Annotated in this window: 10 protein-coding genes; 7 read left to right on the forward strand and 3 right to left on the reverse strand. The window is 43.7% G+C overall.

Annotated elements, in window-relative coordinates:
* Positions 1 to 15: 15 nt before the first annotated feature.
* Both thiI and Hs20B_RS07340 read left to right on the forward strand, forming a co-directional pair.
* Positions 16 to 1,239: a tRNA uracil 4-sulfurtransferase ThiI gene (gene thiI / locus Hs20B_RS07335; RefSeq protein ID WP_172357111.1), complete on the forward strand. Its 1,224-nt coding sequence runs from the start codon at positions 16 to 18 to the stop codon at positions 1,237 to 1,239.
* Between the two features lie 192 nt (positions 1,240 to 1,431).
* Positions 1,432 to 2,841, forward strand: a complete 1,410-nt coding sequence (locus Hs20B_RS07340) for an MFS transporter (protein WP_172357113.1) — start codon at positions 1,432 to 1,434, stop codon at positions 2,839 to 2,841.
* Positions 2,842 to 2,897: 56 nt separating this feature from the next.
* Here the strand turns inward: Hs20B_RS07340 and tyrS are convergent, their stop codons facing one another.
* Positions 2,898 to 4,151, reverse strand: a complete 1,254-nt coding sequence (gene tyrS, locus Hs20B_RS07345) for a tyrosine--tRNA ligase (protein ID WP_172357115.1) — start codon at positions 4,149 to 4,151, stop codon at positions 2,898 to 2,900.
* 66 nt (positions 4,152 to 4,217) lie between these two features.
* On the opposite strand from tyrS, the gene Hs20B_RS07350 reads away from it, so the two are divergent.
* On the forward strand, positions 4,218 to 6,596 hold the full coding sequence (locus tag Hs20B_RS07350) for a transglycosylase domain-containing protein (RefSeq protein WP_172357117.1): 2,379 nt from the start codon (positions 4,218 to 4,220) through the stop codon (positions 6,594 to 6,596).
* Positions 6,597 to 6,614: 18 nt separating this feature from the next.
* Here Hs20B_RS07350 and recF read toward each other — a convergent pair whose 3' ends face one another.
* Complete coding sequence (gene recF, locus Hs20B_RS07355; protein WP_172357119.1) at positions 6,615 to 7,706, reverse strand: DNA replication/repair protein RecF; 1,092 nt, start codon at positions 7,704 to 7,706, stop codon at positions 6,615 to 6,617.
* A 10-nt stretch (positions 7,707 to 7,716) separates the two neighbouring features.
* Complete coding sequence (gene yaaA / locus Hs20B_RS07360; RefSeq protein ID WP_172357121.1) at positions 7,717 to 8,124, reverse strand: S4 domain-containing protein YaaA; 408 nt, start codon at positions 8,122 to 8,124, stop codon at positions 7,717 to 7,719.
* 113 nt (positions 8,125 to 8,237) lie between these two features.
* On the opposite strand from yaaA, the gene yfmF reads away from it, so the two are divergent.
* The 4 genes from yfmF to pgsA are packed head-to-tail and all read left to right on the forward strand — an operon-like array spanning position 8,238 to position 12,234.
* Positions 8,238 to 9,503: an EF-P 5-aminopentanol modification-associated protein YfmF gene (yfmF, locus tag Hs20B_RS07365; protein ID WP_172357123.1), complete on the forward strand. Its 1,266-nt coding sequence runs from the start codon at positions 8,238 to 8,240 to the stop codon at positions 9,501 to 9,503.
* Complete coding sequence (yfmH, locus tag Hs20B_RS07370; RefSeq protein ID WP_172357125.1) at positions 9,493 to 10,776, forward strand: EF-P 5-aminopentanol modification-associated protein YfmH; 1,284 nt, start codon at positions 9,493 to 9,495, stop codon at positions 10,774 to 10,776. The genes yfmF and yfmH overlap by 11 nt, the downstream gene beginning before the upstream one ends.
* Positions 10,777 to 10,809: 33 nt before the next feature.
* The gene (locus tag Hs20B_RS07375) at positions 10,810 to 11,646 is read left to right on the forward strand and encodes a helix-turn-helix domain-containing protein (RefSeq protein WP_172357127.1); all 837 of its coding nucleotides are present in this window, start codon (positions 10,810 to 10,812) and stop codon (positions 11,644 to 11,646) included.
* A gap of 42 nt (positions 11,647 to 11,688) precedes the next feature.
* The gene (pgsA, locus tag Hs20B_RS07380) at positions 11,689 to 12,234 is read left to right on the forward strand and encodes a CDP-diacylglycerol--glycerol-3-phosphate 3-phosphatidyltransferase (protein WP_172357129.1); all 546 of its coding nucleotides are present in this window, start codon (positions 11,689 to 11,691) and stop codon (positions 12,232 to 12,234) included.
* The last annotated feature ends 252 nt before the right edge of the window (positions 12,235 to 12,486 follow it).

Below are 12,486 nucleotides of genomic sequence, written 5' to 3' on the forward strand. Positions count from 1 at the left end.
GCTAAAGGAGTAGTCATGCCAGAGTTAAAATACAGTGAAATCATGGTTCGTTATGGCGAATTATCAACAAAAGGTAAGAATCGGATGCGATTTATCGGTCGTCTTGCCAAAAATATCCGCGAGGTTCTGACGGAGTTTCCAACAATCTCGGTCAAGGCAGAGCGCGATCGTGCGCACATCTATCTCAATGGCGCAGAATATGAGCCACTAGCTGAAAAATTAGTCAAAGTCTTTGGCATCCAAAATTTTTCGCCAGCTATAAAAGTCGAAAAAACCATGCCAGCGCTTGAAGCGGCGGTCGAGGCGCTCATGAAAAAGGTCTATCAAGAAGGTATGACGTTCAAAGTTTCGGCACGTCGTAGCGACCACGAGTTTGAGCTAGACTCAACAGAACTCAATCGCGAGCTGGGTCATACAGTCATCACAGCACTTCCCTTTGCTAAGGTGCAAATGAAACGGCCTGATATTGATTTGCGTGTCGAGATTCGTCCTGATGCGGCTTACCTGAGCTACGAGACAATCAAAGGTGCAGGTGGCCTTCCTGTTGGGACTGCAGGGAAAGGCATGCTCATGCTGTCTGGCGGGATTGACTCGCCAGTTGCAGGCTATTTGGCGCTGAAACGCGGCGTTGAAATTGAGGCGGTACATTTTGCGTCACCACCTTATACAAGTCCTGGTGCTCTTAAAAAAGCCAAGGATTTGGCAGGGAAATTAACGGTTTTCGGTGGCGATATTCAGTTTATCGAAGTGCCTTTTACTGAGATTCAAGAAGAAATCAAAGAAAAAGTGCCAATGCCATATCTGATGACAGTGACACGTCGTTTCATGATGCGCGTGGTGGATGAGATTCGGGCACGCAGAAATGGTCAAGTCATCATCAATGGCGAAAGTTTGGGGCAAGTGGCCAGTCAGACTTTGGGGTCAATGACGGCAATCAATGCTGTAACGACAACACCTGTGATCCGCCCGGTTGTTACGATGGATAAACTTGAAATCATCGAACTTGCTGAAAAAATCGATACATTTAACATCTCGATTCAGCCTTTTGAAGACTGCTGTACGATTTTTGCGCCACCACAACCTAAGACCAATCCAAAGCTTGAAAATGCGGAGAAATTTGAAGCCCGCATGGCGATTGATGAGCTTGTTGCACGAGCAGTTGACGGGATTATGGTCAGCAAGATTTCTGGCGACGGCTATGTTGATGAATTAGAAGAAGCGATTTTAGGCTTGTTGTAAGGATAAATCAAGGGGATCATTTGAACTAAATGACCTCTTTTGTATACGTTTGAAATTCTGAGTGATTTCATCACTCATCATATAAAGGAGTTGCCATCCAACGCCTAAGCGATAAATCGCAAAGGCACGTTGTATCTAGCAACTTCCCTAAATTCTGAGTGATTTCATCACTCATCATATAAAGGAGTTGCCATGTTTAGTAAAGAGAAGTTCCCTGGCTTACTTGCCTTAGGAATTTTTACGTTTATGTCTACGCTTGACGGATCAATCGTTAATATCGCGCTGCCTAGTATGGCACGTGAAATGAAGCTTGATATGGGTCAGGTCACTTTGGCTGTCACCATTTATCTGGTGGTGATTTCAGGTTTGATTTTACTATTTGGTCGTCTGGGAGATTTGATCGGAAAAACACGAATTTTTAGTCTAGGTAGTCTGATTTTCACGCTGGGTTCCCTACTAGCTGGTATCAATCTTGGCTTACATTTCCTGCTTTTTGCACGGATTGTGCAGGCGATAGGCGCCTCCATGACCATGTCAAATAGTTTTGGTATCACAAGTCAGCTTTTTGAGCCGGCGCTGCGGGCGCGTGCTATGAGTATTATTTCCATGTTCGTAAGCCTTGGTTCCATTGCTGGTCCAGCTATCGGTGGTTTTATATTACAAATTGCGAGCTGGTCTTATATTTTTTGGATCAATGTGCCACTTGGTATCATCGCCTATATGGTTGGTCGCAAGGCATTGCCAAAAGATGTAGGATCGGGCTCTGTCAAGGATGCGGACCTGTTAGGAGCCACTCAGATGTTTCTGTCGGTCGCAGTCTTTTTCGTTGCCATGAGCCTGGGGCAGGCGCGAGGGTTTGCAAATCCGCTTGTCATCGGAAGTTTTATTATCATGATCGGTCTTTTGACTTGGTTTATCTATACTGAAAAAACGGTTGCAAAGCCCTTGTTAAATCTGGACATTTTCCGCAGTAAGCTTTTTTCGATGAGTGTCATCACGAGCATGACCATGTTTACAGCAGGCAGTTTTGTCAATATCCTCATGCCCTTTTACCTTCAGGACTATCGTGCTTGTGCGGCGGGCTATGCTGGGTTAATCATGATGGCTTATCCTGTCGGGATGTTTATTTTTAGCCCGATTGCGGGTGTTCTATCTGATAAATTTGACAAGGAAATCATTACATTTGTTGCGATAACAGGTGTGTTACTCGTTCAAGTGGGGTATTTGATGATTGGTCACGGGACGGCTCTGATGCTAGTTCTGGTCGTACTTTTCGCCCATGGTGCTAGCGTCGGATTTTTCCAAAGTCCAAATAATGCGCTTGTCATGTCGACAGTTGAGTCGCAATTTCTAGGGATTGCAGGATCTGTGAATGCATTGGGAAGAAATCTAGGCTTTGTGCTTGGGACAACATTTGCCACAACGGTCTTGTTTGTCGCCATGTCTCGTCAGGTTGGGCGCAGGGTGTCGGGCTATGTCGCCTCGCAGCCGACGGTCTTTCTAAATGGCATGCACGTGGCCTTTTATGTGGCACTTATCTTAGTCATTTTTGCCTGGATATTGTCAGGATATCGGCTTGTCACACGGCAAAAAACGGCTTAATCAATAAGAAAAATCCAAGCCCTGAAATATGGACTTGGATTTTTTCGATATTAAACTCAGTAAGTAATAACAAATTTTTTCTTTTTACCGCGACCGATAATAGTCAGCTCGTCTGCGAGTTTATCCGCGTCAGACAAGGTGTAATCAAGATCTTTGATTTGCTCACCATTGATGCGGATGGCACCTGTCGTGATGTCTTCGCGTGCCTGTCTGCGGCTTGGTGAAATCTTAGCTTCAACAAGTAGCAAAACGAGATCGCCATTAAAATCATCAGAAACGGTATAGCTTGGAATATTTGACAGACTTGACTTGATGTCTTTGATGTCAAGGTTTTTATAGTTGCCCGCGAAAAGCTGTTTAGAAATCTCTACAGCATCCTCGTAAGCCGCAACGCCATGAACCAATGTCACAACTTCTTTGGCAAGTGTTTTTTGTGCTAGACGCTCATGTGGTGCAGCTTCAAAGGCTTTTGCGATGTCATCAATCTCATCAAGTGACAAGAAGGTAAAGATTTTCAAGAAATTAATGGCGTCAGCGTCTTCTTGATTGAACCAGAACTGGTAAAACTCATATGGCGACGTTTTATCAGCGTCAAGCCAGACCGCATTGCCTTCTGACTTGCCAAATTTCTTACCAGTTGAGTCTGTGATCAGTGGTACTGTGATGACGTGAGTGTCATTGCCGGATTTTTTTCGGATGAGGTCAGTTCCAGCAATCATGTTACCCCACTGGTCAGAACCGCCGATTTGCAGGCTCACGCCATATTGCTCGTTTAACTCGTAAAAATCATAGCCTTGCAGGATTTGGTAGGCAAACTCAGTGTAGGAAATACCGGTTTCAATCCGTTTTTTGACAGATTCTTTACTCATCATGTAGTTGATCGTATAATGCTTACCGACGTCACGCAAAAAGTCAAGGACGTTCATCTGACTGAACCAATGGTAATTATTTTCGACAATGGCAGCATTCTCACCGTCAAAATCAAGAAAACGTGACAGCTGATTTTTGATTTTTTCCGACCATTCTTCAACAGTTTTGGCCGTTTGAAGTGAGCGCTCAGCATCCTTAAATGACGGATCACCAATCATGCCGGTCGCACCACCCACCAAAGCAACAGGCTTGTGACCTGCAAGCTGTAAACGACGCATGTTCAAAATTGGCACAAGATGCCCCAAATGGAGCGAGTCAGCCGTTGGGTCGTAGCCAGTGTAAAAACTGACAGACGTCTCAGTCAAAGTTTTTTTTAGGGCATCCTCATCAGTTGTTTGAAAAATCAGACCACGTGCTTTTAGTTCATCAAAGATATTCATAGATGGTTTCCTCGTATTTTTATAAATTATCTCTATTATACCAAAAAATTTGGTATAATTTAAGTTATGACAAAAGAATTTTCAGAGCAGGAGCGCGAGCAAATGCGAAGTCGGTTGACTGATAAAAGAGTCAAACGTCAAAATAAAGCAAAAAATAAGCAAAATAGCGATGATGATAAAGGAAAAACAGCCTTTGAAACGGTCTTTTTAGTCGTTCGTGGTCTAAGTACAATTGCGCTGATTTTAGTAGGGCTAGGGACAGTTTTTGGTGCGGCGACAGGGACTGGCTATTTGGTCAGCCTGATTTCTGACGTAAAAGTGCCGTCAAGTAAGGTGCTGGCTGAAAAAATCAACGCCATTCATGAAGTATCTGTCATGAACTACGCCAATGGTCAGAAGATTTCTGATATTTCAAGTGATTTGGTCAGAAAGAAGGTCGCAAGTAATGACATCTCTGATACAGTCAAACATGCCTTGATTGCGACAGAAGATGAAAATTTTGAAACCCATCATGGTGTCGTGCCTAAGGCATTTTTCAGAGCGATTTTAGGAGAGTCAACGGGCGGTTCGTCATCAGGTGGCTCGACCATTACTCAGCAACTGATCAAGCAGCAGGTGCTTGGCGATTCGCCAACATTTAAGCGTAAGGCAACTGAGATGGTCTATGCACTTGATTTGGAGAAACATTTCACAAAAGATCAGATTCTGACGGACTATCTAAACGTGTCACCGTTTGGGCGCAATAATAAGGGACAAAATATCGCGGGAGTTGAAGAGGCGGCAGAAGGTATTTTTGGCAAGACTGCGAAAACCTTGACCATTCCTGAAGCAGCTTTCATCGCGGGGTTGCCGCAAAGTCCAATTGTTTATACGCCTTATAGTGCAGATGGTACGCTCAAAAGTAAGGAAAATATGCAGTACGGTCTAGCACGTCAAAAAGAAGTGTTGTTTAACTTGTATCGTAACAACTATATTTCTAAAAAAGAGTACACGAGTTATAAAAACTACGATATTTCAACAGAATTTATCGCTTCTGGTACCGCTGAGACGGCTGATCATGACTATCTTTATCACGTCGTCTATGACGAGGCGGTAGCCAAGGTTTACGACTATCTGATCAAGCAAGATAAGGTGTCAGAAACCGATCAGGGCAATGATCAAGTCAAGGCGACGTATGAAAAAATGGCTGAGCAAAAGCTGCAACAGGGCGGCTATACGATAACAGCCACCATTGACCAAAGCATCTATACGGCCATGCAAAATGCGGTTAAAAACTATGGCTATCTGCTGCAAGATGGCACTGGCGAGATTCAGCCAGGCAATGTCCTAATGGACAATAAAACGGGTGCTGTACTCGGTTTTGTTGGTGGACTTGACTATGCGACCAATCAAAATAATCATGCTTTTGATACGCATCGTAGTCCAGGATCATCAATCAAGCCGATTCTTGCTTATGGTCCTGCCATTGACATGGGGCTGCTTGGTAGTGCAAGTCGCTTGTCAAACTATCCTAAGAGCTTTTCTGACGGGACACCGATCATGCACGACACATCTTCAGGGACGCAAGAGATGATGACCTTGCAGGATGCGCTTGATACCTCTTGGAATATTCCAGCCTACTGGACTTATCAGACGATTTTAGCAGATGGCAAGAGTGTTGAGCCTTACATGAGCAAGATGAACTATGATATCAGCGACTATAACATCGAATCGCTACCTTTGGGTGGCGGGATTGATCCAACAGTAGTCCAGCACACAAATGGGTATCAGGCCTTGCTGAATGGTGGTAAATATGAACAGTACTACGTCGTTTCAGACATCAAAGATGACAGTGGAAAAACCATCTTCCACCATGAAGATAAGCCTGTTCAAGTCTATTCAAAAGCGACTTCATCAATCATGGCAGAATTGCTGAAAGGACCTATCAAGTCACAAAAAACGACAACTTTTTACGGTCAATTATCTGCCATCAACCCAACGCTTGCAAGTGCTGACTGGGTTGGCAAAACAGGCACGTCAAATGATTATGTTGATGCCTGGTTAATGGTTGCAACACCTGACGTAACGCTGGGGTCATGGATAGGGCATGACAATAACGCGTCAATGGCTTCTCTGACAGGTTATAGCAATAACTCGCAATACGTAGCGCAGCTGACCAATGCCATCTACCAAGCCAATCCGAATGTGTTTGGCGTCACTGACAAGTTTGAAATGGATCCGTCTGTCACCAAGTCAACAGTGCTTGTGTCAACGGGTGAAAAGCCTGGCGCCTTCACGGGAGGTGGCTATACCAACTTTACCTTGTCAGGCGCTACGACAACTTCCTACTGGGCAACGTCTGAAGGTGCACCTGTGACGCAGTATAAGTTTGCTATTGGCGGTTCTGACAGTGACTATGCTAATGCCTGGTCGCAAATACTTGGCACGAAATACAAGAAAAAATGAAAAACAAAAATGATGCAATCAAGCATCATTTTTTGTCGCGTTTTCAGTGATTTTACCATTTTCAACAGTAAAAATCGTCATTTTTTCAGGTAAATTTTTCAGGTGATCAAGCGTTGTTGTGGTGATAAAAGTTTGTGTTTTGCCGATGACGAGTTTTAGCAGATCGAGCTGGCGCTGATTATCAAGCTCGCTCATGACGTCATCTAGCAGTAAAACAGGATAGTCACCGGTTTCTTTGAATATCAGATCAATTTCTGCCAGCTTGACTGAGAGCGCAGTTGTGCGCTGCTGTCCTTGTGAGCCAAAGTTTGAAACGTCGATGTCATTGACCAGAAACTGCAAGTCATCCCGGTGAGGACCGACAGACGTTTGCGCGCGGAATAGATCTTTTTGACGGGCGGCTTTGAGTTCTGACGCAAAGTCAGCTTTGACATTTTGTGCGTAGATGATTTGCAGTTTTTCTTTGCCATGGCTCAAGGTATCATGGAGTTCTGACGAAATGGCGTTCAGACTCTCAGTAAAGCTCTGACGGTGGCTAATCACCTTTTGACCGTATTCGACAAGCTGATCATCGAGGACGGAGAGAAAATTCTCGTCGATTTTTGCCTTGTCAAACTTGAGGTAGCTGTTGCGCTCCTTGAGCGTTTTATTATAACGCATGAGATCGTACAGATAGACAGGACGAATCTGCCCGATTTCCATGTCAATAAACCGCCTGCGCACGCTTGGTGCGCCCTTGATAATCGCTAGATCCTCAGGCGCAAACATGATGACGTTAAGGTTGCCGATATAGTCAGCTAGCTTATTTTCTCGCAGGTGGTTGACCTTTGCGATGCGTCCTTTACTGGTTAGCGCAACTTCGAGTGGTACGGTCGCATTTTTTTTGACAATGGTTCCCGCAACGCTCATCTCTTTTTGGTCCCAAGCTAAAAGCTCCCGATCAGAGTGGGTGCGATGGCTGCGCGTCAAAGCAAGAAAATAAATACTTTCAGCAATATTTGTCTTACCCTGTGCATTTTGCCCGATAAAGAGATTGAGATTGGGGTTAAAAGTCAGTGATAAGTCAGCATAGTTGCGGAAATTTTTGAGTTCTAGTGTCTTGATGATCATAGGTCAGTCATTATTTTGCGCCTGGAAATTTTGGTTTTGCTTTTTTGGCAATGGTGCGCTTGAAATATTGTTCTTTGTTATTACTTGCTGCTTTTTTTTGGCTGTCCGCTTTTTTGTTGTCAGCATTCATTTTTTTGACGATGGCTTTGACGCGATCTTCCTCAGCACGTTCGCTTTCACGTTCGGCGATTTCCTCAGGTGTTGCAGCGAGGATGTCAATCTTGAGGCCAAATCCTGGGAATTCAACTGTATCACCTGCGTAGAGCTTTTTGCCGCGGCGATTTTCGTATTCGCCATTATAAAGCACATCATTTGTCGCTAAAAATTGCTTAGCAGCGCCACCTGTTTCGATAATGGCAGCTTCTTTGAGAAACTTGCCAAGGGTAATAAACTCATCGTAAATCGTATAATTATTCATATCTAATTTTACCACATTTTTTGGTATAATAGAGAGAATAGATGAATAGAGAATAGGAATTGTGCGATGGATAGTAATACCTAGTTCAGCACAGCATCTCAAAAAGGAAACTCATGGAACTTAAAACTGGTGTCAATCTTCACATTATCAATGAAAAAAAATTCAAGACGGTTCAGTTTTTGATCCGATTTCGCACGAAAATGTCTCGTCAGAACGTCGCAAAACGTGTGATTATCTCGAACCTCTGGGAGACGTCAAATGCTGTTTTGACGACTAATCAGCAGTTGCAACGAAAACTTTCTGACATGTATGGCGCTAGTCTGTCGACAGGCGTCGCAAAAAAAGGCAATAATCACTTTTTGAATCTCGCCATGAGCGTGGTTAATCCAAAATTTGTTGGGACTGATACGGTTATGGATGCGATTGAACTCTTGCATCAGACGATTTTTATGCCTTTTATCGATGGTGAGATTGGATTTGATGAGGCGACTTTTGCGCGTGAAAAGAAAAATCTTTTGCAATATCTGGCATCAACGCGTGAAGACAAGTCGTATGTCGCGTCAACGCGCCTAAGTGAGCTTTTTTTCTCAGATAGCAATCTTGCAACACCCAGCATCTCAAACGTTGGGTTGATGGAGCAAGAAACGAGGCAAAGTGTTTTTGATTATTATCGCAAGATGCTTTTGACAGATACCATTGACATCATGGTTTTGGGAGATTTTACAGCGTCTGACGAGGCAAGGATTGAAGCCCATTTTGCGGAGATGCCGTTTACTGACCGTGCGCCTTTGACCGATATTTTTTATCAGCAGGCAGCCTCAAACGTTGTTCGTGAGAAAACGGAGCAAGAAGATGTCAACCAGTCAATCCTGCAACTAGCTTATCATCAGCCCGTCAGGTATGGCGATGCTGACTATCTGGCTTTGCAGGTTTTAAATGGCGTGCTGGGTGGCTTTTCTCATTCAAAATTGTTTACAAATGTGCGTGAAAAAGAAAGCCTTGCCTACTATGCTAATTCGCGATTTGATAGTTTTACTGGCTTTTTAAAAATCTCAGCAGGCATCGATGCGAGCAATCGTAGCAAGGCGTTGAGTATCATCAGAGATCAGGTCAGGGCCATAAGTACTGGTGATATTTCTGACGAAGAACTCCGTCAGACTAAGGATATGCTGCGCAATAATTACTTTTTGGCGCAGGATTCGCCGAGCAATCTGATTGAACAGGCATTTATCCAACATCTTTTGCCAAAAGAGACTTTGAGCGCAAAAGAATGGGTCAAAAAACTTGACGCTATCACAGTTGAAGACGTCGTCAAAGTGGCAAAAACATTGAACCTACAAGCTTTATACTTCATGGAGGGAGACGCACTTGGAAATTAAACACTATCCGCAGGTTGCAGAAACCTTGTATAAGGACGTTTTGCCAAACGGCTTGTCAGTTTATTATCTACCAAAGCCTGACTATAACAAGACTTATGGGCTTTTTACGACTAACTTTGGCAGTTTGGATACGACCTTTGTCCCGCGTGGGAAGTCTGAAATGACTGACTTTCCAGAAGGCATTGCACATTTTTTGGAGCATAAGCTGTTTGAAAAAGAAGATGGCGATGCCATGAATTTTTTCAGTGCCTTGGGTGCGAATTCTAATGCTTTCACGAGCTTTACACGGACGTCGTATCTGTTTTCAACCATGGAAAATAGCGATGAAAATGTGAGTTTATTGCTTGATTTTGTGCAGGAACCGTATTTTACAGAGGCATCTGTGGCAAAGGAACAGGGCATTATCACGCAGGAAATTCAGATGTATCAAGACGATGCAGATTTCAGACTTTTCTTTGGTTTGCTGCAAAATCTCTATCCGGATTCGCCACTTGCTTCTGATATTGCGGGAACACCGCGCAGCATTGGTCAGATCACAGCTGATGCGCTCTACGAAAATTATCAGACCTTTTATCACCCGTCAAATATGAATTTATTTGTGACAGGACCATTTGACGTTGAAAAAATGGCGGAGTTGGTGCGAGATAACCAAGCACAAAAATCGTTTCCAAAAACGGAACCCATCACGCGTGCAGCATTTTCAGCAGCAGCGCCAATTGCGAGCAACAAAATGGCATTTGACGTGACCATTCCAAAACTGGCGTTGGGATTTCGTGGGTATGACCGTTTGCCGTCAGATAGTTTATTGCGTTTTGAGTACAAAATGGCTGTTCAACTCATGCTGACCATGATTTTTGGTAACACGAGTTCACGCTATGAAAGCCTGTACAATGAAGGCTTGATTGATGATTCATTTGGCTTTGACTTTGAAGTGGCACCGCAATATCATTTTGCCAGTATCACATCGGATACAATTTATCCAATAAAACTTGCTAAAATTTTGCGTGATACGCTAAAAAGTTATAAAATAGAAAGTGATTTCAATTCTGAACATCTGACGATTCTCAAAAAAGAAATGCTGGGGGATTATTATAAATCGCTCAATTCTCTTGAATTTATTGCCAATCAATTTTCATCTAATTTGTTTGAAGGTGTGACATTCTTTGATTTTCCGATGATTTTATCAAGTCTGACACTAGAAAAAATCATACAACATGCCGACAAATTTGTCAGTCAGATGCAAACGACTGACTTCGTGATGAATCCGAAATAATCCGTACATTAACTAAAAAAGAAAGGAGTGCTCGTGGCACAAAAAACAGTTGGTCAAGTCTTGCGTGATAAACGCGCAAAGCTAGATCTGACGCTTAACGAAGTTGAAGATCTGACCAAAATTCAAAAAACGTATATCGTTGCGCTAGAGCACGATGACTATGAGGCGCTCCCAGGCGATTTCTACGTCAAGGCCTACCTCAAACAGTATGCCGATCGCTTGCAGATAGACTACGATAAGTTGATCAAGGCCTATGAAAATGGCGAGACGATAGAGGTGCGGGATCCCAACGATTTTTCGGAAAACTACCGGTTTGTCAAACCATCAGAGCGAGATGAAATGGATGAGAACGGAGAAAAAACGTTCAAGCACTACCTGCCAATCGCGCTATTAGGCTCAGTTGCAGTCTTGATCGTGCTCAGCGTCTCTCTCGCCGTCTTTCTAAATAAACCTAAAAACGACAGTATCGCAGCTAATCTTTATAGCGTGTCAAGCACGTCAAGTCAGGCAGCCTCGTCAGAAAAGCCGGCCGCAAGTACACCTGCAAAGCCAACGACAGAGATTACGGTGACGGGTGACGGCCAAGCGCTTGTTGCAACGGTGAAAAATGCACCAAGTCCAGTAAAAGTTAGTCTTAGCGCCGCAAGTGGTGCAAGTATTTGGATTGGCATGACAAATGCTGATTTGCCAACAGGACAGATCACACTGACAGATGCCAATCCGACAACAACCACGCTGACAGATGCACAAAGTATTCTGACGCTTGGCAGAACCAGCGGACTGACAGTGAAAATTGGCGATAGCACAGTTGATCTGACAGGCATCGCCGCACCGGAAAGTCCAGCAACACTAACGATTAACATCGAATAAAACGTGTCATAACGACTTGTTTATACTAGAAAATGGGATCACATGAAATTTACAAAAGAAAATCTTCCAAATAATCTGACAATCGGCCGTATCTTTGCCATTCCCGTCTTTATCTTGATTCTGGCCTTGGCTGGACAGTCTCAGGCTTGGCAAATTGTCGCCGCGATTTTGTTTGCACTTGCCTCAGCTACGGACTGGCTGGATGGCTATTTGGCCCGAAAATGGGAAATCGTCTCAAACTTTGGCAAATTTGCGGATCCCTTGGCAGATAAAATGCTCGTCATGTCAGCCTTTATCATGCTAGTACCGTTAAAATTAGCACCAGCTTGGGTCATTGCCATTATCATCTGCCGTGAACTCGCAGTCACAGGCTTGCGCCTTCTCCTAGTTGAGCAAGGCGGGGTCGTTATGGCAGCAGCATTACCAGGAAAAATCAAGACCTTTACACAAATGTTGTCGATCATCTTTTTATTGCTCGGCTTAAACCTGATTGGCACGATTTTCCTGTATATCTGCCTCGTTGCAACGATCTACTCTGGTTATGACTACTTTGCGAAAAATATGTCTGTTTTTAAGGACGCTGACTGATTGCAAGTTGTTTTAGTAATATCTTGCAAAATCATGCCGACTGATATATAATAAAAGTAAGAGAGTAGCCGGACGCTGAGAGGCTGCAAATAGTAGTAATGAGAACGTGACATGTGATAAAATAGTTAGCGACTTTATAGCTAAAAGCTAGGCGGATTGTCTAGGAAACAAGGTGGTACCACGATATAGTCGTCCTTGAGTGCGGAGATCTGCACTCAGGGGCGTTTTTAATTAAGCGTGATCATGAGAGTG

Source organism: Pseudolactococcus insecticola (genome assembly GCF_011170065.1).
Lineage (GTDB): Bacteria > Bacillota > Bacilli > Lactobacillales > Streptococcaceae > Pseudolactococcus > Pseudolactococcus insecticola.

Coding starts and splice junctions, on each gene's coding strand:
- yfmF (WP_172357123.1), top strand. CDS start 8,238: ATGGAACTTAAAACTGGTGTCAATCTTCACATTATCAATGAAAAAAAA.
- yaaA (WP_172357121.1), bottom strand. CDS start 8,124: ATGAATAATTATACGATTTACGATGAGTTTATTACCCTTGGCAAGTTT.
- Hs20B_RS07340 (WP_172357113.1), top strand. CDS start 1,432: ATGTTTAGTAAAGAGAAGTTCCCTGGCTTACTTGCCTTAGGAATTTTT.
- Hs20B_RS07350 (WP_172357117.1), top strand. CDS start 4,218: ATGACAAAAGAATTTTCAGAGCAGGAGCGCGAGCAAATGCGAAGTCGG.
- tyrS (WP_172357115.1), bottom strand. CDS start 4,151: ATGAATATCTTTGATGAACTAAAAGCACGTGGTCTGATTTTTCAAACA.
- thiI (WP_172357111.1), top strand. CDS start 16: ATGCCAGAGTTAAAATACAGTGAAATCATGGTTCGTTATGGCGAATTA.
- recF (WP_172357119.1), bottom strand. CDS start 7,706: ATGATCATCAAGACACTAGAACTCAAAAATTTCCGCAACTATGCTGAC.
- pgsA (WP_172357129.1), top strand. CDS start 11,689: ATGAAATTTACAAAAGAAAATCTTCCAAATAATCTGACAATCGGCCGT.